Source organism: Amycolatopsis sp. Hca4, assembly GCF_013364075.1.
In the GTDB taxonomy this organism is placed as follows: Bacteria; Actinomycetota; Actinomycetes; order Mycobacteriales; family Pseudonocardiaceae; genus Amycolatopsis.
In genome coordinates, this window is record NZ_CP054925.1 from 2,900,070 (window position 1) to 2,924,039 (window position 23,970).

30 protein-coding genes are annotated in these 23,970 nt (G+C 70.4%); 12 read left to right on the top strand and 18 right to left on the bottom strand.

Annotation, left to right across the window (positions count from 1 at the left end; genetic code table 11):
- Nucleotides 1-84: 84 nt before the first annotated feature.
- Genes uvrB through HUT10_RS12560 form a run of 3 tightly spaced genes read right to left on the bottom strand, consistent with a single transcriptional unit; the run spans nucleotide 85 to nucleotide 4,488 of the window.
- The gene (gene uvrB, locus HUT10_RS12550; protein WP_254896845.1) at nucleotides 85-2,241 is read right to left on the bottom strand and encodes an excinuclease ABC subunit UvrB; all 2,157 of its coding nucleotides are present in this window, start codon (nucleotides 2,239-2,241) and stop codon (nucleotides 85-87) included.
- Nucleotides 2,242-2,287: 46 nt separating this feature from the next.
- Nucleotides 2,288-2,899 (bottom strand): carboxymuconolactone decarboxylase family protein, encoded by a 612-nt coding sequence (locus HUT10_RS12555; protein WP_176171359.1) that lies wholly within the window; start codon nucleotides 2,897-2,899, stop codon nucleotides 2,288-2,290.
- 11 nt (nucleotides 2,900-2,910) lie between these two features.
- On the bottom strand, nucleotides 2,911-4,488 hold the full coding sequence (locus tag HUT10_RS12560) for a DUF5685 family protein (protein WP_176171360.1): 1,578 nt from the start codon (nucleotides 4,486-4,488) through the stop codon (nucleotides 2,911-2,913).
- Nucleotides 4,489-4,593: 105 nt separating this feature from the next.
- Here HUT10_RS12560 and HUT10_RS12565 point away from each other — a divergent pair, with 105 nt between their 5' ends.
- Both HUT10_RS12565 and HUT10_RS12570 read left to right on the top strand, forming a co-directional pair.
- Nucleotides 4,594-5,112: a DUF402 domain-containing protein gene (locus tag HUT10_RS12565; RefSeq protein ID WP_176171361.1), complete on the top strand. Its 519-nt coding sequence runs from the start codon at nucleotides 4,594-4,596 to the stop codon at nucleotides 5,110-5,112.
- Between the two features lie 277 nt (nucleotides 5,113-5,389).
- Nucleotides 5,390-6,676: a glycosyltransferase family 39 protein gene (locus HUT10_RS12570; RefSeq protein WP_254897456.1), complete on the top strand. Its 1,287-nt coding sequence runs from the start codon at nucleotides 5,390-5,392 to the stop codon at nucleotides 6,674-6,676.
- Here HUT10_RS12570 and coaE read toward each other — a convergent pair.
- Nucleotides 6,673-7,857: a dephospho-CoA kinase gene (gene coaE / locus HUT10_RS12575; RefSeq protein WP_176171362.1), complete on the bottom strand. Its 1,185-nt coding sequence runs from the start codon at nucleotides 7,855-7,857 to the stop codon at nucleotides 6,673-6,675. The genes HUT10_RS12570 and coaE overlap by 4 nt on opposite strands.
- 177 nt (nucleotides 7,858-8,034) lie before the next feature.
- On the opposite strand from coaE, the gene HUT10_RS12580 reads away from it, so the two are divergent.
- From HUT10_RS12580 to HUT10_RS12605, 6 genes are all read left to right on the top strand, one after another.
- On the top strand, nucleotides 8,035-8,283 hold the full coding sequence (locus HUT10_RS12580) for a hypothetical protein (RefSeq protein ID WP_176171363.1): 249 nt from the start codon (nucleotides 8,035-8,037) through the stop codon (nucleotides 8,281-8,283).
- A 226-nt stretch (nucleotides 8,284-8,509) separates the two neighbouring features.
- Nucleotides 8,510-8,698, top strand: coding sequence for a hypothetical protein (locus tag HUT10_RS12585; RefSeq protein WP_176171364.1), 189 nt, complete (start codon nucleotides 8,510-8,512; stop codon nucleotides 8,696-8,698).
- Nucleotides 8,695-9,309, top strand: a complete 615-nt coding sequence (locus HUT10_RS12590; protein ID WP_176171365.1) for a hypothetical protein — start codon at nucleotides 8,695-8,697, stop codon at nucleotides 9,307-9,309. The genes HUT10_RS12585 and HUT10_RS12590 overlap by 4 nt, the downstream gene beginning before the upstream one ends.
- A gap of 53 nt (nucleotides 9,310-9,362) precedes the next feature.
- On the top strand, nucleotides 9,363-9,647 hold the full coding sequence (locus tag HUT10_RS12595; protein WP_176171366.1) for a WhiB family transcriptional regulator: 285 nt from the start codon (nucleotides 9,363-9,365) through the stop codon (nucleotides 9,645-9,647).
- Nucleotides 9,644-10,321 carry a DUF2637 domain-containing protein gene (locus tag HUT10_RS12600; protein WP_176171367.1) on the top strand — a complete coding sequence of 226 codons (678 nt, stop codon included), beginning with the start codon at nucleotides 9,644-9,646 and terminating at the stop codon, nucleotides 10,319-10,321. Before HUT10_RS12595 ends, HUT10_RS12600 begins: the two co-directional genes overlap by 4 nt.
- Nucleotides 10,322-10,487: 166 nt before the next feature.
- A complete protein-coding gene (locus HUT10_RS12605) occupies nucleotides 10,488-10,727 on the top strand; it encodes a hypothetical protein (RefSeq protein ID WP_176171368.1) in 240 nt (79 codons plus the stop codon).
- Here the strand turns inward: HUT10_RS12605 and cyaB are convergent, their stop codons facing one another.
- Both cyaB and HUT10_RS12615 read right to left on the bottom strand, forming a co-directional pair.
- Nucleotides 10,728-11,285, bottom strand: a complete 558-nt coding sequence (cyaB, locus tag HUT10_RS12610) for a class IV adenylate cyclase (protein WP_176171369.1) — start codon at nucleotides 11,283-11,285, stop codon at nucleotides 10,728-10,730. It abuts the gene before it with no gap.
- A gap of 12 nt (nucleotides 11,286-11,297) precedes the next feature.
- Nucleotides 11,298-12,143: a helix-turn-helix domain-containing protein gene (locus tag HUT10_RS12615; RefSeq protein WP_254896846.1), complete on the bottom strand. Its 846-nt coding sequence runs from the start codon at nucleotides 12,141-12,143 to the stop codon at nucleotides 11,298-11,300.
- 58 nt (nucleotides 12,144-12,201) lie between these two features.
- On the opposite strand from HUT10_RS12615, the gene HUT10_RS12620 reads away from it, so the two are divergent.
- The 4 genes from HUT10_RS12620 (at nucleotide 12,202) to HUT10_RS12640 (ending at nucleotide 13,935) form a co-directional block, all read left to right on the top strand.
- Entirely contained in the window at nucleotides 12,202-12,390 is a 189-nt protein-coding gene (locus HUT10_RS12620; protein WP_176171371.1) for a hypothetical protein, read from the top strand.
- Nucleotides 12,387-12,641, top strand: coding sequence for a hypothetical protein (locus tag HUT10_RS12625; RefSeq protein WP_176171372.1), 255 nt, complete (start codon nucleotides 12,387-12,389; stop codon nucleotides 12,639-12,641). Before HUT10_RS12620 ends, HUT10_RS12625 begins: the two co-directional genes overlap by 4 nt.
- Before the next feature lie 509 nt (nucleotides 12,642-13,150).
- A complete protein-coding gene (locus HUT10_RS12635; protein WP_176171374.1) occupies nucleotides 13,151-13,447 on the top strand; it encodes a DUF1902 domain-containing protein in 297 nt (98 codons plus the stop codon).
- A gap of 11 nt (nucleotides 13,448-13,458) precedes the next feature.
- The gene (locus tag HUT10_RS12640; protein WP_176171375.1) at nucleotides 13,459-13,935 is read left to right on the top strand and encodes a hypothetical protein; all 477 of its coding nucleotides are present in this window, start codon (nucleotides 13,459-13,461) and stop codon (nucleotides 13,933-13,935) included.
- A gap of 46 nt (nucleotides 13,936-13,981) precedes the next feature.
- Here the strand turns inward: HUT10_RS12640 and HUT10_RS12645 are convergent, their stop codons facing one another.
- From HUT10_RS12645 to HUT10_RS12700, 12 genes are read right to left on the bottom strand one after another with little or no spacing between them, the layout of a single operon-like run.
- Nucleotides 13,982-14,248, bottom strand: a complete 267-nt coding sequence (locus HUT10_RS12645) for a hypothetical protein (RefSeq protein ID WP_176171376.1) — start codon at nucleotides 14,246-14,248, stop codon at nucleotides 13,982-13,984.
- 35 nt (nucleotides 14,249-14,283) lie between these two features.
- The gene (locus tag HUT10_RS12650; RefSeq protein WP_176171377.1) at nucleotides 14,284-15,012 is read right to left on the bottom strand and encodes a hypothetical protein; all 729 of its coding nucleotides are present in this window, start codon (nucleotides 15,010-15,012) and stop codon (nucleotides 14,284-14,286) included.
- Nucleotides 15,012-15,347: a hypothetical protein gene (locus HUT10_RS12655; RefSeq protein ID WP_176171378.1), complete on the bottom strand. Its 336-nt coding sequence runs from the start codon at nucleotides 15,345-15,347 to the stop codon at nucleotides 15,012-15,014. The genes HUT10_RS12650 and HUT10_RS12655 overlap by 1 nt, the downstream gene beginning before the upstream one ends.
- The gene (locus HUT10_RS12660) at nucleotides 15,344-15,736 is read right to left on the bottom strand and encodes a hypothetical protein (protein WP_176171379.1); all 393 of its coding nucleotides are present in this window, start codon (nucleotides 15,734-15,736) and stop codon (nucleotides 15,344-15,346) included. The genes HUT10_RS12655 and HUT10_RS12660 overlap by 4 nt, the downstream gene beginning before the upstream one ends.
- 12 nt (nucleotides 15,737-15,748) lie before the next feature.
- On the bottom strand, nucleotides 15,749-16,447 hold the full coding sequence (locus tag HUT10_RS12665) for a hypothetical protein (protein WP_176171380.1): 699 nt from the start codon (nucleotides 16,445-16,447) through the stop codon (nucleotides 15,749-15,751).
- Nucleotides 16,448-17,605 (bottom strand): hypothetical protein, encoded by a 1,158-nt coding sequence (locus tag HUT10_RS12670; protein ID WP_176171381.1) that lies wholly within the window; start codon nucleotides 17,603-17,605, stop codon nucleotides 16,448-16,450.
- Nucleotides 17,606-17,608: 3 nt separating this feature from the next.
- Nucleotides 17,609-17,845, bottom strand: a complete 237-nt coding sequence (locus tag HUT10_RS12675) for a hypothetical protein (protein ID WP_176171382.1) — start codon at nucleotides 17,843-17,845, stop codon at nucleotides 17,609-17,611.
- Between the two features lie 16 nt (nucleotides 17,846-17,861).
- The gene (locus HUT10_RS12680; RefSeq protein ID WP_176171383.1) at nucleotides 17,862-18,995 is read right to left on the bottom strand and encodes a hypothetical protein; all 1,134 of its coding nucleotides are present in this window, start codon (nucleotides 18,993-18,995) and stop codon (nucleotides 17,862-17,864) included.
- Between the two features lie 11 nt (nucleotides 18,996-19,006).
- Nucleotides 19,007-19,882 carry a phage tail domain-containing protein gene (locus HUT10_RS12685; RefSeq protein ID WP_176171384.1) on the bottom strand — a complete coding sequence of 292 codons (876 nt, stop codon included), beginning with the start codon at nucleotides 19,880-19,882 and terminating at the stop codon, nucleotides 19,007-19,009.
- Between the two features lie 2 nt (nucleotides 19,883-19,884).
- Complete coding sequence (locus HUT10_RS12690) at nucleotides 19,885-23,169, bottom strand: hypothetical protein (protein ID WP_176171385.1); 3,285 nt, start codon at nucleotides 23,167-23,169, stop codon at nucleotides 19,885-19,887.
- 19 nt (nucleotides 23,170-23,188) lie between these two features.
- Nucleotides 23,189-23,512, bottom strand: coding sequence for a hypothetical protein (locus HUT10_RS12695; RefSeq protein WP_176171386.1), 324 nt, complete (start codon nucleotides 23,510-23,512; stop codon nucleotides 23,189-23,191).
- A gap of 29 nt (nucleotides 23,513-23,541) precedes the next feature.
- Nucleotides 23,542-23,943, bottom strand: a complete 402-nt coding sequence (locus tag HUT10_RS12700) for a hypothetical protein (protein ID WP_176171387.1) — start codon at nucleotides 23,941-23,943, stop codon at nucleotides 23,542-23,544.
- Between the last annotated feature and the right edge of the window lie 27 nt (nucleotides 23,944-23,970).

A 23,970-nucleotide genomic window follows, 5' to 3' on the forward strand; every position in this document is an offset into this window, starting at 1 on the left:
CCCCGGCGGCCCTCCCGCCCCGGCCCCGGCCCCGGCCCCGGCCCCGGCCCCGGCCCCGGCGAGCTTGGCCCGAGCCGCCGAGGCCTACTTGATCCCCGCCGCGTCCATGCCTCGCAGCTCCTTCTTCAGGTCCGAGATCTCGTCGCGCAACCTTGCCGCCAGCTCGAACTGGAGGTCGCGCGCCGCCTGCATCATCTGGTCTGTCATCTGCTGGATCAGGTCCGCCAGCTGGGCTCGCGGCATTGCCGACACGTTCTTGTCGACCAGCATTCCCGAGCTTCGCACGCGGTCGCCCTGCTCGGGCTTCTTGCCTCGCGACGAGTTTCGGCCGGAGCCGCCCACCGAGACCTGCTCGGTGTCCTCGGCCTCGCTGTACACCCGGTCCAGGATGTCCGCGATCTTCTTCCGCAGCGGCTGGGGGTCGACGCCGCGTTCCTTGTTGTACGCCACCTGCTTTTCGCGGCGGCGGTCCGTCTCGTCGATGGCGTGCTGCATCGACTCGGTGATCTTGTCCGCGTACATGTGGACCTCGCCCGACACGTTGCGGGCCGCGCGGCCGATCGTCTGGATCAGCGATGTTCCGCTGCGGAGGAAGCCCTCCTTGTCCGCGTCGAGGATCGCCACCAAGGAGACCTCCGGCAGGTCGAGGCCCTCCCGGAGGAGGTTGATGCCGACCAGCACGTCGAAGTCGCCCGCGCGCAGCTGGCGCAGCAGCTCCACCCGGCGCAGCGTGTCGACCTCCGAGTGCAGGTAGCGCACGCGGATGCCCAGCTCCAGCAGGTAGTCCGTCAGGTCCTCGGCCATCTTCTTCGTCAGCGTGGTGACCAGGACGCGCTCGTCCTTCTCCGCCCGCTCCCGGATCTCGTGCACCAGGTCGTCGATCTGGCCCTCGGTCGGCTTCACGACCACCTTCGGGTCGACCAGGCCCGTCGGGCGGATGACCTGCTCGACGAACTCGCCGCCGGCCTGGCCCATCTCGTACGGGCCCGGTGTTGCCGACAGGTACACCGTCTGGCCGATCCGGTCGGAGAACTCCTCCCAGGTCAGCGGCCGGTTGTCCACCGCGCTCGGCAGCCGGAAGCCGTACTCCACCAGGTTGCGCTTGCGGGACATGTCGCCTTCGTACATGCCGCCGATCTGCGGGACCGTCTGGTGCGACTCGTCGATCACCAGCAGGAAGTCTTCCGGGAAGTAGTCGATCAGCGTCGCCGGCGCCGTGCCAGGACCGCGGCCGTCGATGTGGCGCGAGTAGTTCTCGATGCCGGAGCAGAAGCCGACCTGGCGCATCATCTCGATGTCGTAGGCCGTGCGCATCCGCAGCCGTTGCGCCTCCAGGAGCTTGCCCTGCCGTTCCAGCTCGGCGAGGCGCTCCTCGAGCTCCTTCTCGATGCCCTGGATCGCCTTTTCCATCCGCTCCGGGCCGGCGACGTAGTGCGTTGCCGGGAAGATCCGGACCTCGTCGACCTCCTTGACGATGTCGCCGGTCAGCGGGTGGAGGTAGTACAGCTTCTCGACCTCGTCGCCGAAGAACTCGACGCGGATCGCGAGCTCCTCGTACGCCGGGATGATCTCGACCGTGTCGCCACGGGCGCGGAACGTGCCGCGGGCGAAGGCGATGTCGTTGCGCGTGTACTGGACGTCGACCAGCGCGCGCAGGAAGACGTCCCGGTCCAGCTGCATGCCGACCGCGAGCTTCGACGACCGGTCGAGGTAGGACTGCGGTGTGCCGAGGCCGTAGATGCAGGACACACTCGCGACCACGATGACATCTCGCCGCGACAGCAGGTTCATCGTCGCCGAGTGCCGCAGCCGCTCGACGTCGTCGTTGATCGACGAGTCCTTCTCGATGTAGGTGTCCGTCTGCGCGATGTACGCCTCGGGCTGGTAGTAGTCGTAGTAGCTGACGAAGTACTCGACCGCGTTGTGCGGGAAGAGCTCGCGCAGCTCGTTCGCCAGCTGGGCGGCGAGGGTCTTGTTGGGCGCCATCACCAGCGTCGGCCGCTGGACGCGCTCGATCAGCCACGCCGTCGTCGCCGACTTGCCGGTACCGGTGGCGCCCAGCAGCACGATGTCTTTTTCGCCCGCCTTGACCCGGCGTTCGAGCTCGTCGATGGCCGCCGGCTGGTCACCGGCGGGCTGGTAGTCACTGACCACCTCGAACCGGCCGCCGGTCCGCGGGATCTCCGAGACGGGCCGGAAGTCGGACTGGGCGAGTACGGGGTGTTCGGTTGCGAAAGCCACGTGGACCAGAGTAGGCCGACCCACCGACAATTTCCGTCGGGCCTGGTCAGCGGGCCCGGAAGACCGTGACCGACGTGACATTCCCGCCGTCGACGGCGCAGTGCAGGACGGCGCCGGGGACCTGGTCGTCGCCGAAGCACGAGACCAGCACCCGGTCGGGGCCGGTCGCCTGGACCTCGGTGCGCGGGAACGCCGCCAGCACCTCGGCGACCTCGCCTTCGGGCGCCGCCAGGAGCGCGAGGACGGCTTCGCGCGGCGACGGCGGGGGCGGGATCGGCAGGCCGTGCCCTTCGAAGAGCCGGTTCAGCTGGTCGGCGGCGGAGACCGCGCGCGGGAAGCCCGCGAAGGCCGCCGTCTGGACGACGACCTCGCAGATTTCGGCGGGCGACAGGCCCGAGGCCAGGCCGGTGCGGAGGTGGACGCTCAGCGGCGGGCCCACCATGCCGGCGGCCACGATCGCGGCCAGTGTCGCCGCTTCGCGGGTGCGGGGGTCCAGCGCGGGGCGTTCGTGCAGGTGCCCGTAGACGGTGCCGACGGCCAGCTCACCCAGCGCCGGGACGGTCGCGAAGAGCGCGTCGAGACGGGCTTTCCCGCCTTCGACGAGCCCGGCGAAGTTCTCGCGGCCGCGGTCGTGCAGGTCGGCCATCGGGTCGATCATGTCCTCCCCCTTCAGCAGTTGCAGTCGCAACAGCTGCAACAGTCGCAACACCCGTCACAGCCGGAGCAACAATCGCAGTCGCACCCGTCGCAGGTGCTCACCGGTTTTCCGCTCCACGGGCCAGGGTAGGGATCGCGGCAGCAGAACTGGCAGGTGCAGCACATGTACGGCGTGAGGGCGCAGCCGATGAAGAAGTTGCGCTTCTTCGGCGGGACGGCGAACTTCGGGTACCAGAGGCCGCCGCCCTTGCCATCGTAGGCGCCGGATTTGCCCTTGCCGGGGTCGTCGGGGTCCTTGGGGCCGCCGGGACCGCCCGGGTCGCCAGGTCCACCAGGTCCACCAGGTCCGCCAGGTCCACCGGGACCGCCCGGACCGCGGCCGCCGGGGCCGTTCGGACCGCCCGGGCCACCGCCGCCGGGAGCGCCCGGCGGCGGGACCGGCCCCGGCGGCGGGGCACCCCAGCCGGGCGGCACCTGGTGCGGGTGCTGCCGAGGCGACGGCCCACGCCCGGTCCAGCCCGGCGGCGGCTGGTGGGGATGCTGCTGCGGAGTGGGCCCCGGCCCGATCCACCCGGGCGGCGGCTGCTGACCGACCGGGCCGCCCGGCCACGAGCCGCACTCCAGCGGTGCACTCTCGGCGGACGCCGGGCCCAGGCCCGGACCGGCAGACGAGCCCGAAGCCGAATCAGGGCCCCCGCCATGATTGTGGCCATGGCCTTCGCACTGGCCGTGGGACAAGCCGTGGCCGAAAGCCCTTCTCACCGCTTGGCGCAGCTCGTGCACCAGCAGCGCGTGCACCAGCTCCGGCCGGGCGAACTCCGCCTCGCGCAGCGCCAGTTCCACCCCCAGCACCGCGTCGTCGCACAACCTACGCGCTTCCTCCGGCCCCGTTCCCGTGGCCAGCAACGGGTTCCACACCCCGGCCGACGCGTCGGCCGCGTAGTCCTCGACCGCGTCCAGCAGGTGCGCCACGCGGCCGAACAACCGGCCCGCCTCGGCCAGCGGCGCCGCGTTGGCCGGCTTTCCCGCCAGTTCCGCCGTGCGCGCGAACGCCGCCGCCGTGGCCCTCTCCGCCGGTTCCGTCGCCCGCAGGGGCGAATCGCCGAGGCGCACCGACGACTCCAGCGCGCCCTGGCCCTCGACCGCCTCCGTCAACACCTTCGTGTCGAAGCCGACGCGGCCGCCCGTCGAGCGGCCCTGCGCCGTCCAGCGGGCCGCGACGCGGCGGGCGGCCGCCGCCACCGGGCGCCTTCCGAACGCTCCGTCGCCGTCCTCGACGTGGTCGCCGACCTTGGCCGCCGCCAGGACCAGGGACACCGCCGCCGCCAGGTGGGCTCCTTCGCCGCGGGCCACCGAGGCGGTGCGCATCCCGCGAAGCGGGCACGGACCCGCCGAACGCCGGCCGTCCGCGCGCGGCGTCTGCGCCTCGACCAGCACCGAGATGATCAGCCCGTCGTAGTTGGTCACCACCCGGGCCAACTGACCGTGCTCGTCACGCAGCGTGAGGCACAGGCCGCACAGGTGGGCGAGCCAGTCCGCGTGCAGCCCTTCGGCCAGCCGGTGGCGGCACGGCCTGATGATCCCGAACATCCCCAGTTCCCCTCGTTCCCGCGACGCTCGGCGCACCTTAGCCCGAACGCGTGACACCCGCGGTCGAAGTACGCGTTTCGTGACCGGCCCGGCAGGATGACCGGCATGGCCGCTCTGCACCCCCCGAAGGTCGAGGTCTTCGACCCCGCCGCACGCGCGAACATCGACCCGAAGGGCGTCCTGCGTGACGTCGAGGAGTTCCGCGAGGAGCCGTTCGGCCTCTACCTCGCCCGCCCGACCCCGGGCCGCGCCCAGTTCCACTACCTCGAGTCGTGGCTGGTGCCCGGACTCGGGCTCCGCTTCACCGACTTCTGGTTCTCCCCCGGTCACGAACGCGACCAGGACTTCTACCTCGACGTCGTCCGCGTCCACCGCGACGGCCCGCGCTGGGTCGCCACCGACCTCTACGTCGACATCGTGCTCAAGGACAAGCTCTCGCTCCGGGTGATCGACACCGACGAGCTCCTGGAGGCCCTCGAAGCGGGCCTGGTCACCGCCGAAGACGCCGAAAACGCACTGAAGACGACCTACGCCGCCGTGGAAGGGCTGGCCGCGCACGGCTACGACCTCGTCGCCTGGCTGGCCACCCTCGACATCGCGCTGACCTGGCGGCGTCACCCCTAGCCCGGCGGCGCCGGACCCGCACGTAGGGTGCGGGAGGACCGGCGCCGACGAGGGACAGGAGCACGATGGACGCCGTGGCCACGGCCCCGACCAGGCCGAAGCCGGGCTCGCCCGGCTCCCGGTCCTGCTGCTCGCGGCGGGCACGGCCACCGCGCTGCTGCTCACCGCCGGCCGCTACGGCTACTTCGGCGACGAGCTGTACTTCCTCGCCGCCGGCAAGCACCTGGCCTGGGGCTACGCCGACCAGCCGCCGCTGGTGCCCGCGCTCGCCCGCGCGATGGACGCGCTCGCCCCCGGCTCACTGGTCGTCTTCCGGCTGCCCGCGATCGCCGCGACCGCGGCCGGCGTCGTGGTCACCGCGCTGATCGCCCGCGAGCTCGGCGGCCGGCCCGAGGCGCAGGTCCGCGCCGCGGCGGCGTACGCGATCTGCGGGCAGTTCGTCGGCAGCGGCCACTACCTCGCGACCTCGACGATCGACCCGCTGCTGTGGACGCTCGTGCTGTGGCTGCTGGTCCGCTGGGTCCGCACCCGCCACGACACGCTGCTGGTCTGGCTCGGCGTCGTGACGGCGGTGGCGCTCAACGGCAAGCTGCTCATCGCCGCGTTCTGGGTGGTGGCCGGGCTCGTGGTGCTGGTGTTCGGCCCGCGCGAGCTGCTGCGCCGCCCGAAGCTGTGGCTCGGCGCCCTGATCGCCGCCGGCTCGCTGGTGCCGACGCTGCTCTGGCAGCGCGCGAACGGCTGGCCGCAGCTGGCCATGGGGGACGCCGTCGGCGCCGAGGTCGACGCCGCGGGCGGCCGCGCGGGCTTCGTCCCGAACCTGCTGGCCGGCGCCGGCTGGGTGATCGGCGCGCTCGGTGTCCTCTACGGCCTGGCCGTGCTGCTGGTCAGCAGGCAGCTGCGGCCGTACCGGTTCCTCGGCTGGACGGCGCTGGGTGTCGTCGCGGTCTTCCTGGCCGCCAACGGGCGGTACTACTACGCCGCCGGGATGTTCGGCGTGCTGTGGGCGGCCGCCGCGGTGCACCTCGAGACGCGGGAGCCCGCGCGCTGGTGGCGGTGGGTGCCGACCTGGCCGGTCTTCGTCGTCTCCGCCCTGTTCAGCCTGCCGTTCACGCTCCCGGTCTGGCCGGCGCACTGGCTCGCCGAGCACCCGGCCGCGCCGAGGCCCGCCTACGCGGCCGAAGAGATCGGCTGGCCGGACCTCACCGCCGACGTCGCCGCGCTCTACCGGACGGCGCCGCCGGACACGGCGATCGTCACCGGCGGCTACTGGCAGGCGGGTGCGCTCGGCCGGTACGGGCCCGAGCGCGGCCTGCCCGAGGCCTTCAGCGCCAGCCGGGGCTTCTGGTACTTCGGCCGCCCGGCCGACGACACCCGCAACGTGCTCTTCGTCGGCTACGACCCGTCGAAGATCGCGAAGCACTTCGGCGACGCGAGGATCGTCGGGCAGGTCGGCAACCGGCTCGGGATCCGCAACGCCAGCCGGCACATGCCGGTCTGGCTACTGACCGGCCGCACCGGGAGCTGGGCCGAGATCTGGCCGCAGCTCGAGGACATGCGGGCCTAAGGCGTCCAGCCGGTGGTGTCCGCCCACTTTTCCGCGCGGGTGAACGCGCCGTTGACCCACTCCTGCTTCTCGTCGGCGTAGGCCGCGACCGAGCCGTCCGCGGCGTGTGCCTCGGCCAGCCGCAGCTTGACGTCGCGGTAGTCGTCGCGCTCCTCCGGGTTCGCGCGCAGGAAGTCGCGGAAGAGCAGGGCCAGCCGCCACGCCGGGGTCTCCAGCGACCGGACGTGCAGGTTCACCGCCCGCTTCGGGTCCGCGCCGACGTGCAGGCGCTTGGGCCAGCTCCCGGTGCCGTCCTGGGCGTCGTCGCCCCAGTCGCCGTCCAGCCGCGGGAAACCGGCGTCGGCCAGCAGGTCGCCCAGCGCGTCCGCGTCGGCCAGGGTGGCCACCGTGAGCTGCAGGTCCAGGACGTCCTTGGCGGGCAGGCCGGGCACGGCCGTGGACCCGATGTGGTCGGCGCGGCGGGCCAGCTCCCCCGCCACGGCGCGGACCCGGGCCAGCACCCGCTCGGCCTGGGCCGGCCAGGTGAGGTCGTACTCGGCGATCTTCGGCGACATCGGCGGCCGCGGCCGGCGCAGCCGGACGTTCGCTTCGAACGGGACCAGCCGGTCCGCCCACAGCGCGTCGACCTCGGCCAGCACCGTGTCCTCGGCGCCGCCGTTGTCCAGCCAGACGTCCGCGACGGCCCGGCGCTGCTCGGTGCTCGCCTGCGCCCGGATCCGCGCCCGCGCGTCCGGCTCGGCCATCCCGCGCGCCGACACCAGCCGCCGCACCCGCACCTCGACCGGCGCGTCGACCACCACGACCAGGTGGTAGGCCGTCGCGAGACCGTTCTCGACCAGCAGCGGGATGTCGTGGACGATGATCGCGTCCGGCTTCGCGGCCGCCATCAGCTCCCCGGTGCGGGCGCCGACCAGCGGGTGCACGATCGCGTTCAGCCGGTGCCGCGACTCGTCGTCGGCGAACGCCTTCGCGGCGAGCGCGGGCCGGTCGAGCGAGCCGTCCCCGGCCAGGATGTCCTCGCCGAACTCCGCCACCAGCCGGGCCAGCCCCTCGGTCCCCGGCTCGACCACCTCGCGGGCGATCCGGTCCGAGTCCACCAGCACGGCGCCGTGTTCGGCGAGCCGGTTCGCCACGGTCGACTTCCCGGCCCCGATCCCACCCGTCAACCCCACACGCAACATGCCGATCACCCTAGCCAGGCTCCGCGACCCGCCCACGCGTGCCCGAAGGACCGCGGATGCGCAAGGGGAACGTGACGCGTGACTCAACCGATATCCGGACACGCCGTATTGCTTACCCACCTGGCCCCGCCGCAGTGCGTACGGTGCGCGCGACAGCGTCGCCCACGCGGAGGAACGATGGCGGACAGCAAGCACGCCGGAAGGCACCGGCTCGGCACGCCGGGGCTGGTGCACTGCGTCGTCCATCGCCCGGTGGCCGAGGCACTGGCGGACGACCGGCGGACCTGGCTGAGCACCCTGCTGGTGCCGGCCAGGCACAGCTTCGCCGGCCTGCGCCGCAAGGCCCGGGCCGCGGCGCTCGAGCGCATCTGGGTGCCGTCGGTCAGCCCGGTGCGGCCGGCCGCGGTGACCGTGCGCGCCGCTTAACGGCCCGTTTCGCGCGTCTCGATCACGATCTCCGACTAGAGCGTTTCCTAATAGAAACCATCTCTGATCAGGGATAGCTGCCCTCTACCGAGCAATCGGAGGACAGCACCGTGGTCATCATCCTGCCCATCCTCGCCGCCGTCGGCGGCGCCCTCGCCGGGGCACTCCTCTGCTGGGGTGCCTTCCGCCTCGGCGTCGCGCTCGCCGACTGGTCGGAGGCGCGGCGATGAACATCACCGAGGCCAACGACACCAACCGCGTCCTGCGGTACCTGCTCGACCTCCGGCAAGGCGTAGAGCCCGCTCGCGACGACGACGTCCGGGACGCAGCGCTCCGGCTATCGGCTCGCATCAACAAGGCCCTGCACGCCGGGATCACCCCGTCCCAGGTCGGCACCGAGTGGGAGATCCGGTGAAGCGGGCCGCGGCCGTACTGGCCGCCCTGCTCGGGCTCGCCGCCGTCATCGTCGTCGTGGCGCTGCTGTCGCTGTGGGCCTCCGGCGCGCTCACCGTCCGGGCGACCCCGGCCCTGAGCCGCCCGGTGGCCGAGTGGACGCCGGTGCGCGACCTCGACGGCGCCACCGGCGCGCAATGCGACACCACCATCGCTGCCGACTCCGCCTTGGCGCAGCTCGGTGAGCACCACGTGGGCCTGTTTGTCCGCCCACAGTCCGCCGTGGACGCCGCCGTCCCGGCTGGATCTGCGGCCTACGCCGAGCCGACACCGGACGGCTTCGGCCGGATCGTGCTGTCGAACGATCACACTGTCCTGCCCTGCCGGTACGTGTGGTCGACGGTCGCGCACGAGTGGACGCACGTTCTTCAGTACCGCGCCTGCGGCAGCTGCGACCTCTACGCCGACGGTCGCGGCCCGGCCGCCGAGATCGTCGCCGATTGCGGCAGCGCTCTCACGGGCTGGCCGGACTACTACCCCTACCTCAACGAGCGCCAGGCGGCCGGCGGCCGCGACGGGTGCTCGCGCTCCGAGCTGGACCGGGCGCGCGAGCTGCGGCGGTGGGCTCGATGAGCGATCAGCCACGACGAGGTGTCAGCCGTGGCCCTCGGCGAGCGACGCGCCGGATGCAGCTGCTGGCATGGCTGGCCGAAACCGACCGGCTGGGCAGCGTCGCCGCGCCGGACGGCGGCCGGTGCAGCGAGACCGACGCGGACATCTTCCACCCGGGCGACGGCGGCAACACCGCCCCCGCTCTCCGGATCTGCCGTGGTTGCGAGCTGCGGGCCCAGTGCCTGGCGTACGCCCTGGGTGCGCGGGAGAAGTACGGGATCTGGGGCGGCACGACCGTGACCGAACGCGCGTGGCTGCGCAGCGTGCGTCGGAACAGCGACCAGCGGGGAGCAGCGTGAACGCGGACGGCACCACCGACGGCTTCCGCACCAGCGGCATCGTCTTCGGTGCCCTGGTGGCGCTCGTCGCCGCGATCGCCTCCTACACCCACATGCGCGACCTCGCGGCGAAGCACGGCGAGACTTGGCTGTCGTGGCTTGTCCCGCTGTCCGTCGACGGGCTGCTGGTCGTCGCCAGCCTGGCGATCCTCCGCGCCAGGCGCGACGGAACCGCAGCGCCGGGCCTGGCGTGGCTGGCGGTGGTCGTCGGCGTCCTGGTGAGCCTGGTGGCGAACGTCGCCAGCGCCGGGCCCGACCTGGTGAACAAGGTGGTGGCCGCGTGGCCGCCGCTGGCGTTCGCCATGGCCTACGAGCTGGTCGTGTCGCTCATCCGCCCGGCCGCCGCCAGCGACCCGGTGGTGGCTGGTGAGCCGGAGCCCGTCCACCAGGAGCCGCACCAGGAAGCTGGCGGCGAGCCGGTGACCAGCGAAGACACCCACCAGGAGGCGCCACCGTTGCGCCAGCGGGTCGCCGAGGCGCTGGCCGCCGCCGAGGCCGCCGGGCAGCGGGCGCCCGGCCGCCAGCTGCTCGCCCGCCAGCTCGACGCCAGCGAACACGACGTCCGCCAGGTGCTCGCCGAGCTGCGCCAGGAGCGGCCCGCCCGGCTGGCGGTCGTCCACCCGGGCGCACGGTGAGGCACCGGTGGCGCTCCAGCATTCGCCTGGAGCGCCACCAGGCCACCCGGCGCGAGGACGGTAGTTCGCCAGCGCACACCGGCTACTGGCGTACGGAAGCACCCGTAACAACGGTGCCTGTGCAAGCGACCTGGTCTCGCAGCCCTCAAGCGAAGGAGCCACCACGATGTCCGACACGAGCCGCGTGCCGACCCGGCTGTCCGCCAGCGAGGCCGCCCAGACCCGGGTCCTGAGCGACGAGGACCCGATGCTCCAGGCAGCGTTGGAACAGCTGGCGGTGACCTACTCGATCCGGCGGATTCTGTTGTGGACGTTGGTCTTCGTCCCGCTCACGCTGGCGATCGTCGGCGTCGTGCTGGCGTTCGTGCTCCAAGCGCCGGCCGACGACCACGGCATCGCCAGCTGACTAGCGAGCATTGGCGACCATGTCGGTGTAGGACTCGGTAACCGCGTCGTTCTCGCTGACGCCGAGGTCGTCCAGGACGGCGCGTACGGACGCAAGGGCAGCCTTCAGGTCGTCCGACTCGGCCATGGTCTCCAGTTCGATGAACGTCTGGCCGTCCAGTTCCGGGATCGTCACGACGGTGGCGAGCATGTCGCGGCCGTCGGCGGTGAACCGGTAGTTGTCGCAGTGCTTCTCCAATGAGATCAGCTCGACCAAGCCGAGGCCGTCGAAGATCTTGCCCATCACGTTCGGGTCGGCCACCGTGGTCTCGTGCTCGGGTTTGGACCGCGACGCTTCGTCCACCGGCGGTTCCTTGTAAGTGAGGACGACGCGCCGGCCTTCGCTGGTGGTGATCGTGCGGACTCGCAGCTCGTAGCCGTCGCGGTCCATCGAGTGGTCCGGTCGGTCATAGTAGGTGTCCGCGTAGACGCTGTGCTCCGCCTCGGCTCGCTCGGCGAGCTTGGCCCGCACGCGCTCGGGCTCGCGGACGACGGCGGTCAGCTCGGCCTCGACGGACACGGCGGACTCCTCTCAAACGACTCGACGCGCGGTGCGCCGCAGCTCGTCTGTGAACCTATGGAACCCGCGGTGCAGTGCGCCATGCGGCGACCCGGTGAGCTTGTACATCGGCGACGTGTGGCCCTCGTGGCTCTCCCCGAAGGCGGACAGGAACAGGGTGGCGTCGAGCCCGATCAGCCGCCAGGTGGGCAGGATGTTGTAGACGTGGACCTCTATGTCGGCGCCCTCGGTCGCGAGGTCGCGTAGCCGCTCGATGGACAGGCGGATGCCGGCGGCGAAGCTGCCGTAGGTCTCCCCGATTTCGTCGGCCCGCCGGCGGGCGGCCTCGCCGTCGGGGTCGAGCAGCAGCACGCGGACGGTGGTGGTCCGCTGCCGGATGCGCGAGCGCAGCAGCGAGTCGTTCATGCCGATGATCCCGAGGCCGCGCACGGCGAGGATCTCGACCGCCGTGGCTTCGTTGGCACGTTGCTGGATCTCGGCGCGGGCGCTGGACTGCGATGGATAGACCGCGAGGATCTCGGCCCGACCGCTGGCGCTCAGGTGGTCGAGGCCGGCGGGATGCCGGGGCGCGAGGCCGAGCAGCATGCGGGCGTCGTCGGGCATCTCCAGCCCGTCGGCGATGCGTTCGAACAGCTCCAGCGTGGTGACGGTGCGACTGCCACGCACGATCTCCGACACCCGCCCCTGGAGAACGCCAACGGCGACGGCGATGCGGCTCTGGCTGGCGCCGGTGTACTGCTGCACCGAGCGCAGCAGGGCGCCGATGTCGCGGGTCTTGAGGGCCAGGCGTAGCTCGGGCCGCTGCCAGGCCCAGTCCGGCAGTGCGAGCGGGCCGCCCTTGCTGGTCGGGGCGATCATCTCACGATGGTACATCTCACGGTGAGATACCCAGCTTGGGATGGGTTCCACACTTTCTGTGACCGACGATTGGATCATGGGGCACAAGCCGGACGCGGCAATCTCGCGCGACACCGAGGAGCCGAGGCAGACGACCGCCGATGACGAGCTGTTTCGTCCAGTGTCGGAGATGACGGCAACTGAGTGGGACGCGGCGCGGGCCGAGGTTCAACGTCGCTGGCCGAAGCAGAGCCGGTTCCCGTCATGAGCGCCGTGATCTATATCGACCCTGAGGCGATCCACCCCGTTATCGACGGCGAGTGGCACCGAACCCGACTGACTGGCGTCCCGACACCCGGTCAGGGCATCACCATGCTGTGCGGAGCCACCGCGTCCGCCGCGTTCTTACCGCTAAACCAGCGCCGCGACCACGGTGTACCGACCGCATGCCCGCTGTGCGACTCGATCTACCGCCGTGAACGGGGGATTCCGCAGCAGCACACACGGCAAGCCCGGTGAGCCGACTGGCGCGCACAGTCCCCGTACGGCTACACTTTGTAGTCAAATAGGTCAGCTGTAACGAGCAGCCTTTCGCAGACGACGAACGTACCGACGTTCGCGTACTGGCCAGTACGGCATCGAGAGGTCGGATGTTCACTGTCTGGGACGTGGGTCAACCCCCCGGAAGGCTCTATTGAGCCTTTACATCAGCGGAGTACATTCGGGGCGTGGGACGTTGACAGAACAGGGAGCAAGGGAGCTGCTTGAGTGGGAGGGCCTGACTTCCCCTCCATGCGAGGTCGGGAGCTTCTGCGGCACCTTCAGCGTCAGCCGCTGAGCTACACGGAAGGTCCCAGCAAGGGGTCCGGAGGGTCACACCGCCTACTCACGTCAGATCAGTTCCCCACCCTGCTCTTCGCGTTTCACGACGGAGCCGAGATCCCGCCGGGTCTGGTACGGAAGATTTTCACAAAAGACATAGGGTTGACGAAGGACGAAGCGCTCAAGCATCTGCGAGGAGACCTGCAATGGCCGAGGTCGTAGTGACCTACCACCAAGAGGACGGCGTTTGGTGGGCCGAAACTGACGCCGTGCCGCGGTTCTCTGCTGCGGCCGCGACGTACGATGAGACTCGTATGCAGGTGGCGCAGGCGCTGCGTGACATCCTCGGTGACGAGATCGACCTCCGGGATCAATTTGCCGGCGAGTCGCCGGGCGCGTTCAGCAAGCTGCGCCAGTTCGTGTCCCACTTCCCCGGCTTGGTAGCGCCGCAGCCCAGCGCATCGCGGGGTACGCCGACCGGATCCTCCATCCCGGTGCATTAGGCTCGTCGCCTGTGAAGGTAGACCTCCTGCTCTGCGATGCCGCTCAGCGTGAAGAAGCAACCGGCAAGATCAGCATGCTTGGTGCGGGCTGGAACACCACACCTGCCCTCCCGGGCCAGTCGTTGGCATCTCACGCCGTGGTTGTGTTTGTCCACGTCCCGTGGAACGACGCCAACCGTAGACACAAGCTCGAATTCAGCCTGATCGACGAGGACAGCACAGACCCCGTTCAGGTCGTTGACGCGGCTGGCGACCCGAAGCCAATCACAGCGGAAGCCGAGTTCGAGGTGGGGCGCCCACCAGGCGTTAAGGCGGGCAGTAACCTCCTTACGACCTTCGCGTTCACCATGACCCCTGGGTTGCCCCTAATGCCGAACAAGGGCTACGCGTGGGTCTGCAAGGTCAACGGAGAAGAGTCTGCGCGTGCCGAGTTCTACGCTGTGCCGCCACCGCTCACCCAGCTTGTGCAGCCCAACGGATTGACATGACGAAAAGCCCCACCTCCCGCATCGGGGAGGTGGGGCTTTTGTGTGCCTAGTGCTTGCGACTTGTCTTCGGTTTCGTCTCGGGCTCTTCCTCGTCGGCGCCCGGGAGGGCCACGTGCTCGTCGGCGAACGCGCCCTCCTGGTGCATCGTGACGATCCCGGCCTCGGCGGCCGGCGCCGTCTCAGGGTCGGGGAAGTCGCGCACGATCTGCGCCTCGGCGGGCAGCTGCGGCGGCTTCGGGCCGTTCGCCCACCCGGCGTGATCCGGGTGACCGGGGTTGAACTGGGCGCTCGGGTGGTACTCCTGCTCGCTCACGGGCGGGCTCCCTTCGGGTGTGGTCCAGCGGACGGTCAGGCGATGGCCTGCACGTACAGGTCGATCTCCGATGCGCACGAGTAGAAGATCTCCGCCTTCGACGTGCCGCGCGGGACCGCGATGACCTCGCCCTCCTTCACCTCCGTGCGCCAGTTCACCGGGTCGCCGCCGGTGCCCTTGTCCGGCACCGCCGACCAGCAGTAGATGTGGCCGCCGAAGATCGTGGTCTTCGCCGCGAAGACCAGCTTCACGTCGGCGTCGGGCGGCAGGGCGATGACCTCGGAGCGGGTGTTCATCTCGGCGGGCAGCTTCATGTGCGTGTCTCCGTTCAGCAGCTGGCGGCTGGACGGCTTGGTGCCGCCGCCGAGGTTCCAGGGGTCGGTGCGGTCGCCCAGCGCCCCGGCGAACACCGAGACGTGGACGTGGTGCTCGTGCGCGTTGGCGCCCGAGTAGGGCATCCACTGCCACGGGTGCTGGCCCGCGCGGCTGTCGATGATCCGGTGGTTGAAGATCACGTACTTGATGCGCGGGTCCCGGCTGGCTACCAGCGCGTCGGCGAGCCACTGGCCGGCCAGTCCGCCCGCCGGGTCGTTCGTGAAGTCGCGAGCGCACACCTGCCCGGTGCTCGTCGGGTTGTGGTCGGACAGCCGGGCCGAGTGCGAGGCGTCGCCGATCGAGCCGTCGGACACCTTCGACCGGCGGGGCGCCTTCGCGTTCAGCTGCGCCAGCAGCATGTCGAGGGACTTCGCCACGTACCAGGACATCAGGGTGCCTCCGGGAGGTAGAGCGGCGGCGGGTCGGCGATCGACCCGCCGAGCTGGCGGAGCTGGTCGACGACCTGTTCGTCCCAGCGGTGGTGTACGCGCAGCACGTCGTCGTGCCGCCGCTGCGTCGCCCGGACCTCGCGCAGCTCGGTCCGGACCTCTCTCAGGTCCTCGCCGAGGTCCTTGTTGGACTCGGCCGCGGTCTGGACGAGCACGGCGGCCGAGTCGGCGTTGACCTTCCGGGCGTCCGAGCGGGCCTTGACGATGTCGAACACCGCCTTGGCCACCGCCCCGACGCCTCCGGCGCCGCCGAGCCACGTGAGGATGTCGCTCATCGAAGGGCCACCTTCCGGGCGCGGGAGATCTGCACTGCGCGCCACGTCGCGGCCGCCGACATCGCGAGCAGGAAGAGGCAGAAGGCCAGCGCCCGGACGCCGGTGGTGCCGATGCCCCAGCAGGCGTACGCGAAGCCGACGCCGGCGAGCCCGGTCAGCCCGGCCCGCTCCCACAGCACACCTTTCACGGTGGCCGCGCGGATGATGCCGGTGAGCGCGACCGAGCACGTGATCAGGCCGACGGCGAGGAACACGTGTCCGAACGGGACCGGGTAGCCGCGCAGGGTTGTGGTGGCCACGTTGTCGAAGGCGACCAGGCCGACGCAGCAGTACAGCCCGAAGGCCGCGACGATCAGCGTCTCGAACGGGTTTCGGGTACTCGTCAGCACGAGAGCCCCCTTTCACGGTGAAGTGGTGCCAGCGAAGTACGCCTGCGACAGCGCGTAGTCCGCGCCCAGCACGGCAAGCGGGGTGATCGCGACGGCGTTCGAGTTGCCGGTGTTCGCCGAGACCCAGCCGTAGAGGTTGATCGTCATGAAGTGCCCGAGGCTCGCCTGCGGCACCTGCACTGCAAACGGTCCGTTGACCAGCGAGCCGGTTGAGCCGATGCCGGTCGTGAGCGTGACGGTGGGCGTGGTCCAGGTCCAGCCGGTGACGGTGTCGACCAGCTTGGCGTAGGTCGACCCTGTCAGGCCCGTTACCCCGCCCGAGGACACGAGGAAGTTCCACGAGGCGTAGAAGCACGAGTTCAGCTGCTGCAACTGCCCCGACCACAGCGGAGTCGCCGCACCGGCCCCGCTGTACACAAGGCCGGGCTGCGACGGGTACATCGGCACCTGCGCGTAGGGACGGGCCAGCCCGTACTTCGTGTCCGGGTCGGTCGCGACGACCAGCGTGCCTGCACCGTCGTAAACACTCACGACAGCGCCGGAGTTGTCGGTGTTCGGGAGCACCGTGAAGTCCGGCGTTCCGCCGTGCGACACCGAGAACGGATACTTCGATTGCCGGGTCAGCTCGTCCACGCGCTGCTGGAGATCACGCAGCTGGTTGATCAGGAAGTCCGGGGACTGGGGGCGTTCGATCGGCTGGTTCGCGACCACTCAGGACCCCCTCACCGCCTGCAACTGGTGCAGCACCTTGTCCCGCTCCGGGCCGTTGGAGACGCCGAGGATGCGGTAGGAGTATTTGCCGTTCTTCAGCCAGTGGTGGTTCTTCACGCTGTAGTCGGCGAAGTGCCCAGGCAGGTACGAGCCGAGCCGTGGCTCCGCGTCGGCGAGAACGGTGGCCTGCCACTGCTCCGGCTGCGAGTTGTACAGCGCCACGTCCGCTGTCGCCCAGCCGTCCAAAGTAGTCTGCTCGGACGCGGATGTGTGGCCCGAGTCGACCATGTCCAGCATCGGCCATCCCGCCGAGATCAGTGAGGTGTCGGTGGCGTAGCCGTAGAGCTGGCCAGCCTCGTTCCCCGTCCCCTTGACGAACGCGGTGTTCGCCTGGTCTGTGCCGTCACCCGCGATCGTGAGCTTCACCAGGTTCGAGCGGTAGTCGAACAGCAGCGGGACGCCGGGCTGCACGAGGTACGGGTTGCCGACCAGCATCCGGTGCCGGATGTAGCGCAGGCCACCGATGACGGTGAGGTACGGCTGGAACAGGACGTCCGGGCCGCCGTCGACCTGTGTCAGCTCCTGGAGCCGCTGGCCGGCGAACGCCATCTCGTAGCCGTGGTAGGTCCGGGTGTTTGCGCCCGTCGGGAAGAGCACCGGGAAGTCCAGCGGAAGCGCCGATCCGGGCCGGTACACCATCGAGGTGGCGTGGTAGGCGATGTTGATCGCGATGTTCGGCAGGCTGTCGTTGATCGTCAGGTCCGCCGAGCTGTCGGTGATCCGCGCGGTGGCAGGGTTCCAGGTCCGCGCGTGCAGCACACGGCGGTTCAGGTTCTCCCAGAACCCTTTGCCCGACACCGTGTGCTCCGGGCTGTTGTCGTCGGGCGCGTAGGGCAGGATCGGCCCGGCCTGGCACACGGTGTCCGTCGGTACGCCGCGCCCCCGCACGATCGCGACGGAGAATCGCCACGGCACGCACCACTCCCGTACCTTCGCCGCGCGCGCCTGCCCGTGCAGCGGGACGGTGATCTTCCAGCCGCCCACGTCGTTGACCCGCGCTGACCACTCTGGTTCCTTTGCCAGGTCCAGGTCGAAGAGCACGCGGCCGGTCACGGTGTCGTAGGCCAGCGCGGTGTAGGCGCGCTCCGTGGCGGGCACGGCCTACTCCTCGGCCACGACGTCGAACTGCTCGGCGAAGTCGGCGGCGGTGATCCACCAGATGCTCACGCCACCGCCCTCCACCATGCCGTCGCCGACGTCCGCCACGATCGAGGGCCCGAACATCAGCTTGCCGCCCTCGACGATTTCCGCGTTCGGCCAGCGCTCCTGCCACTCGGCGAGGTTGCTGCCGGTCCACGCCAGGAACCGCGGCTTCGGCGTCACGGGAATCCAGCTCATCGACGTCTCCGTCTCGTCATGCAGCAGCCTGCTGCTTCCAGATCTTGAACTTCGCGAAACGCGTGGTGTAGCTGGTCGACGAAGAACCGCCGTTGTAGTACCAGGCGCAAATCTGGTCGCCCGCGTTCAGCCACACGGACCCGGACACGTGCACGTCGCCGTAGCCGGTGGTCGACGTGCCCGGGATGATCATCCCGGCATCGGAGTAGGTTGGGCCGACGATGTGCACCGCGTCGCTGGCAGCCGCAGCGTTCTTGCGGCACTGGGCGTAGATCGAGTAGACCCCGGCCGTTTGGATGGTCCACGTGTTGGTGCCGTCGAAGGTGATTCCGTTGCCGGGCACGACGTTCGTCGGGAAGTCCAGCCGCACAGCGCCGGGGCTGAGTGTCTTGGTGGCGTTGGCTCGCCATTCGCCGCCGACGTCCGCACCGGGGCGGATCTTCCGCCAGTTCCCCGCGCTGTCGCGCACTTCGAAGACGTCTGTTGCGGGGTTGTAGCGGGTGTCGCCGACGTTGCCCGCGGTGTCGCTGTCGCCCTCCATCAACGCGCGAGTGGCGCCGATGATGCCGACCGAGCGGCGCAGCCGGGTCAACGTGATCACGCCGCCGGTGGACACTTGCGCCCGCGCTAGCGGGATGCCGATCCCGCCGCCGGTGGTGGGGAAGCTGGTGTAGACGCCGAGGCTGTTGACCGTGATCGGGTCCACCGGCACTGCGCCCGGCGTGCCGGTGATGACTTCGATGCGGCACGGGTTGCCGTCCGGCGAGATGTCGCCCTGCGTCGAGTCGTACCAGCGCATCACGACGATGTCGTTGCGCGGGTTCGTGGCCGGCGCCGGGTCGCACGCGATCGCCGCCGCCGCGGTGAGCCAGCCTTCGTACGGCCCCTGGCCGGAGCGGTGCGCCGCCGCCGTGCCCGGCGCGACGCTCATGTTCAGGCCGGAGGTGACCGTCACGAGCAGGTCGGAGAAGCGGAGGTTGGCCGCGTCCCACGTCGTCGGCACGACACCGGAGCGGGTGCCGTTCATCGGCGTGGCGTCGTTGTTCTGGTAGACGGCCTGGAGCAGGGCGCGACCCTGGCGCGCGTTGTTGGAACGCGAGCCGCCGGGCATCGCAGACCAGAAGCCGGTCGCTGCTGCGTTGGTGGGCATCGGGCCCCCTCTCAGTTGTAGGCGTACTGCCAGGTGGCGGTGACGGTGCCTGCGCCAGTGCCGGAGAACTGGACGGTCACCTGTCCACCGGGCGGTATCTCGATCCATTGGGCGGAGGCGAGGAACCCGAAGCGGTCGACGCCGTTGAGCGCGACCGAGCGGGTGAACGGGCTGGTGTCGATCACCAGCGTCTGTCCGGCTTCGATGGTGCCGGTGTAGGAGATGACGTCACCGGTGGCGGGGTTGGTGAACGTCGGGTTCGTCAGCGGCCCGGCGATGGTGAAGACCGGCCACGTCGGCGCGGTGCCGGGGTTGTTCAGCGAGAGCACACCGCCGTTCCCGCTGCTTCCCCAGTCGAGGCCGCCGTTGGCCCAGTCCAGACCGCCGCTACCCCAATCGAGGCCGTCGGTTGCCGTGCCGATGACCGTGAACGGCCCGGCCGTCTGCACGGTGGTGTCGAGCCAGCGCGGATCGGCGGCGTAGAACGGCAGCTGCCAGTCGAAGCCCTGGGCGTCGGCCCAGCCCTCGATCTTGATCGCGGTCGAGTCCAGTTCGACCAGCAGCTGCCGCGTCGAGATCCCGTCAGTCTTCACGAGCGCGAGCTGTGTGCCGTCCGGGAATACACCGAGCAGCCGGTCCCGCGCCGCTACCGCGCCTGCGAAGTCCGGTGCCTGGCACCAGCCCTGCACGGTGTCGGAGCGGGCCGACAGGTACGACCGGGCACGGTAGGCGCCCATCCCGAACGGCCGCTCCGTGGCGTGCAGCTTGCGGCTGGCGCCGCCGTGCAGCGTCTGCGCCGTCACCACCCACCGGCAGCCGAAGTCGTCGTCCACATTGGCCGACCAGCCGCCGACCGAGTACGTCGGCAGGATCACCGGGGTAGCCACCGTCAGCCTCCCCTCATGGCCCAGCCGAGTTCGCCCGATACGGCCGCCGCGACGGCGTAGGGCTCCATCGCGGCGGTGTGCACGGTGATCTGGATCGGGGCGCTACCCCGGCCGCCGGCCACTGCCGGTGTCCGGCCCATCCGCGCGTTCGTCTCGTCCAGCAATCGTTGGGAGCGCGAGGAAGCCGGATCGATTGGGATGTACGCCTCGGGGAACCGCATGTTGTCCCCGACCACGCGCCAGCTGTTCGGTGGCACCATCGTCGCCGTCGGCGACATCGGCGTGAGCGTGCGGCCGAGGTCGTTGAACGCAATCCCGCCCTTGGCGAAAGCTGCGATCCCGCCCTGGGCGAACATCCGGATGTTCGTGCCCGGCACCCGGATCGACTCGGTGTAGTTCACGCCTACGTTGATCGTCGCCGTGCGGGTGCGGGCCGCGTTGTTCAGCGACGCCTCCGCGGCCGCCACGTCAGCGCGAGCGTGCACCTCAGCCCACGTGCCATCGGCGTTCTGCTTCCACACCCGCACCGATCCGTTGGCCGGGTTGATGTCGGCGTAGGTGTGCGTCACCGCGCCGGTGGCGTCGGTGGTCGCCTTCCACTGACGCACCATCCCGGTCGCCGGGTCCGTGCTCGTGTAGGTCGTGGTGTTCCCGACGGTCGACGTGGTGACGTTCTTCCACTTGGTCACCGCGCCTTCGGCCGGGCTAGTGTTGGCAAACACCGTTGCGGTGGCGTCGCTGTTGCCGACCTGGTCGAGCAGTCGCTGCGCGGCGGCCCGACCGGGCTCCGTGTCGGCGAAGACAGCGAACTTGCCGTTCGGCATCTTCACGACCTTCATACCCAGCTCGCCGAGCGCGCGGATCGCCGGGTCGGTCAGGGCATCCATGGTGATGCCCTTCTCGTCCGGCACCGCGGCGAGTTTGGTCTGGACGTCGGTGAGCTGCTGCTGCGTTTCGGTATCGCCTTCGAGGCCCAGCTGCGTCACGACCTTGTCCGGGATCATCCCGTAGTGGTCGAGGATCTTGCCGATCTGCGTGTCGTTGAGCCCGAGCTGGCGCAGCTGCTTCTCGAACTCGCCTCGCATCGCCGCCAGCTTCGGCGTGATCTCCGCCGCCGGGGTGCCCGCGTCCTTGAGAGACTGGGCGTAGCTGGCGAAGTCGGTCACGCCCTTCTGCACGGTGTTCTGGAGCTTCGACCCGGCCTCGGTGACCGTGTTGATCGAGCCCGAAGCGTCCACCAAATCCTTGGCGTGGGACTTGATGTCGAGGCTCTTGAACGCATCGGAGATGCCGCGCAGGTCGTCGTTCCACGCCTGCAACGCCTCTTCGACGCTGGGCGTCTGCCCGGCCAGCCGCAGCATCACCTCGATGATCGCCTGGCCCTTGGCCGCCACGTCGCCACCGGCGGTGTTCAGCGCGGCGAACGCCGTCTCCAGGTCCGCCGTGGCGGCCTTAGCCGCGTACATCGCCGGGGTCGTGCCCCGCGCTGCGATTGACTCGACCTTGCGCAGCCCGGCTTCGAGGTCGGCCGCCCGCTTCGCGCCCTCGCTCGACGCACCGGCCTGCTCGTTGATCGCGCGGACGTTCTGGAGGGTGGTGACCAGCTCGGCCTTCTGCGCGTCGGTCAGATCGAGTGAGGCCATGCGGGTGGCGGTCATCTTGTCCACCACGTCTTCGGCGGAGCCGCCCTGCTTGATGTAGGCGTCCGACAGCCGCATCACCATGTCGGTGACGTCGCCGCCGTGCTGGTTCGCCTGCACCAGGCCGGTGACGTAGCCGTGGAAGCCGTCGTTGACCTTCTTCAGCGCGTCCGCCTGGCCGAGGCCGGCCGCCGACACCGTCGCCATCGACACGCCGAGGCGGTCGTTGGAGTAGTAGGCGTTCTTGTCCGACAGCGCCTTGAGCGCGGTCTGGCGGACGTTCTCTCCGATGACGCCGTTGTCGCGCCGGTACGCCTCGGTCATGTCGTTGACCGCCTGCGTGTGCTGCGCGGCACGCGCGGCGGCCTCGGCCTGCTTCTGGCCCAGCACACCGAGGATCAGCCCGAACACGCCGACGGCCGCGGTGACCGGGGTGACTCCGGCGACGAGGCTGCCCAGGCCGGTCAGGAACTTGCCCCGGACGCCGTCGGCCGCCTTGATGTCCTGGCCGATGCCCTTGAACCCGGCGCCGACGTCGAGGCCGAAGCGGTTCGCGATCATCCCGGCCGCCGTCAGCGACCCGGCGAACTGGCCGACTTCCGGCGGCAGCATCGAGACCAGGGACAGCAGGAGCCGCAGCATCGTCACCGTGCCGGTGCCCGTGCTGGTGAAGCCGGACAGGAACCCGATCGCCGCCGAGCCCTGCGAGGTCAAGTCGTTCAGGCCGCCGGTGACCTGGTCGACGATCACGTACAGCTGCGACAGCGGGCCCGCGCTGCCGTTGGCCAGGTTCGCGAACAGCGTCCCCAGCCGAGCTTCCAGCAGCGCGACGGTCGAGCCGAAGATCACGAACCCCTGGCGGGCACCGTCGGCCCCGCGCGAGGCGTTGGTGAAGAACAGGCTCAGCCCGGTACCCGCCTGCGAGGTGAGGCTGTGCAGCCCCTTCAGCGCAGGCTCGGACGCCTGCACGGCGGTGACCATGCCGGGCATCGCGTTCTCGGCGAAGTCCGTCACGGAGCCGGTCAGCTCCCGGACTGCCGGTGCCGACGCGGCCACGCCCGCGCGGATCTGCGGAGCTAGCCGGTCCCAGGCGTGCCCGGCCGAGTCGACAGCGGTGACCGTCTCGTTCTCCAGCACGCCCGAGAGGCCGCGCAGGTCCGAGCTGGCGTGGTTGGACAGCTCCTGGACCTTCGCCTGCACCCGATCTGACGAGGATGCCGCGTACACGCCGAGGGCGGCGAAGCCACCGGCCACCAGGGCGAGCGACGCCGTGGCCCCGGCCGCTCCGACGGCTGCCGCCGCCGGGAGACCGACGGTCAGACCGGTGAACTTCAGGGCGTCGAACTGCGCGTTGGCCCGCTTGGCCGAGCGGCCCAGCTCGTCCTCGGCGCCCTTGCCCGCCTTGCGGGCGGAGTCGCGTGTGGACCTCTCGTCGATCTCCGGCTTGATAACCGGCTTCGTCTCGCGCTCGATCTTCTCCTTGACGAGCTTGGTGTTGCGCGGGTCCTTCAGCGCGGTGTCGAGCTTGACCGGCTTTTCGCCCTCGATTTTCGCGCGGATCTTCTTCTCGTCGCCGGAGGTCTCGTCCTTCAAATGGACCTCGACGTAGGCGCCGGCCAGCTTGAAGTCGCCACCAGGTGCGGTCACCGCGTGCCCCCTCCCCGGCTCAGCCGAAGTCGAAGACCCCGGCCTGGTTCACGCCCAGCGGCCCGAACTCGCGGGTCTGGTTCAGGGCCTTCAGCTCGTCGGTGGTGTGCGCCCGCACCGGGGCAGACTCGGCCTGCTGGCCGGGCGGCGGCGTTGGCGCCGGGATCGCCTCCGGCTGCTCGACGGCGCGGCGCATCGCGTGCCGGACCGCGCCGTCGTAGAGGGCGAGCCGGACCATGCGCGGCAGGAACACCGCGGCAGGCAGCTCGTCCAGCTCGTCGACGCGGTGGAAGACCGACATGTCGCTCAGCACGTCGTCGAGGTGCTCGAAGAACCACCCCACGGCCGAGAGCCGCTCGTGCCAGGCGTCGGTCAGGCTTTTGGGCCCAGCACCCCGTCCGGGAGAATCCGGTCCACCAGGGCGTTGAGCACCTTCTCCCACGCAGTCGGCGTCACGGTCTCGCACTCCTGCAAGGCTTCCCACGCCTCGTCGGTCAGCAGCTTCTCGACCGCGAATCCGAGCGCGGCGGCTTCGCCCTGCTCGGTGGCGATCTTGTAAGCCTTCATCGACCACGACGGCGGAACCCGCTTCGGGATCGTGTGCGTGACGCCGCCGACGGTGAACAGCGGCTCGCGGTCGGCGATCAGCTGCTCGACCTCGGCCTGCGCAGCGGGGTCGTCGAGCACGATCCCGAGATCGGCCGGCGGCTTCGCGGCTCGCTTGCGGGGCACGGCCTTGCGGGTGGGTGTCTTGCGGGGCGCGGATGCGGCCATGATGCGGTCCTCCTGACAGGACAAGGG

Bases quoted from the DNA above. Each gene is read 5' to 3' on its own strand.
- HUT10_RS12555 (WP_176171359.1), bottom strand. From the start codon at position 2,899: ATGATCGACCCGATGGCCGACCTGCACGACCGCGGCCGCGAGAACTTC.
- HUT10_RS12560 (WP_176171360.1), bottom strand. From the start codon at position 4,488: ATGTTCGGGATCATCAGGCCGTGCCGCCACCGGCTGGCCGAAGGGCTG.
- HUT10_RS12565 (WP_176171361.1), top strand. From the start codon at position 4,594: ATGGCCGCTCTGCACCCCCCGAAGGTCGAGGTCTTCGACCCCGCCGCA.
- HUT10_RS12570 (WP_254897456.1), top strand. From the start codon at position 5,390: ATGGACGCGCTCGCCCCCGGCTCACTGGTCGTCTTCCGGCTGCCCGCG.
- coaE (WP_176171362.1), bottom strand. From the start codon at position 7,857: ATGTTGCGTGTGGGGTTGACGGGTGGGATCGGGGCCGGGAAGTCGACC.
- HUT10_RS12580 (WP_176171363.1), top strand. From the start codon at position 8,035: ATGGCGGACAGCAAGCACGCCGGAAGGCACCGGCTCGGCACGCCGGGG.
- HUT10_RS12585 (WP_176171364.1), top strand. From the start codon at position 8,510: ATGAACATCACCGAGGCCAACGACACCAACCGCGTCCTGCGGTACCTG.
- HUT10_RS12595 (WP_176171366.1), top strand. From the start codon at position 9,363: ATGCAGCTGCTGGCATGGCTGGCCGAAACCGACCGGCTGGGCAGCGTC.
- HUT10_RS12605 (WP_176171368.1), top strand. From the start codon at position 10,488: ATGTCCGACACGAGCCGCGTGCCGACCCGGCTGTCCGCCAGCGAGGCC.
- HUT10_RS12615 (WP_254896846.1), bottom strand. From the start codon at position 12,143: ATGATCGCCCCGACCAGCAAGGGCGGCCCGCTCGCACTGCCGGACTGG.
- HUT10_RS12625 (WP_176171372.1), top strand. From the start codon at position 12,387: ATGAGCGCCGTGATCTATATCGACCCTGAGGCGATCCACCCCGTTATC.
- HUT10_RS12635 (WP_176171374.1), top strand. From the start codon at position 13,151: ATGGCCGAGGTCGTAGTGACCTACCACCAAGAGGACGGCGTTTGGTGG.
- HUT10_RS12650 (WP_176171377.1), bottom strand. From the start codon at position 15,012: ATGTCCTGGTACGTGGCGAAGTCCCTCGACATGCTGCTGGCGCAGCTG.
- HUT10_RS12655 (WP_176171378.1), bottom strand. From the start codon at position 15,347: ATGAGCGACATCCTCACGTGGCTCGGCGGCGCCGGAGGCGTCGGGGCG.
- HUT10_RS12675 (WP_176171382.1), bottom strand. From the start codon at position 17,845: ATGAGCTGGATTCCCGTGACGCCGAAGCCGCGGTTCCTGGCGTGGACC.
- HUT10_RS12680 (WP_176171383.1), bottom strand. From the start codon at position 18,995: ATGCCCACCAACGCAGCAGCGACCGGCTTCTGGTCTGCGATGCCCGGC.
- HUT10_RS12700 (WP_176171387.1), bottom strand. From the start codon at position 23,943: ATGGCCGCATCCGCGCCCCGCAAGACACCCACCCGCAAGGCCGTGCCC.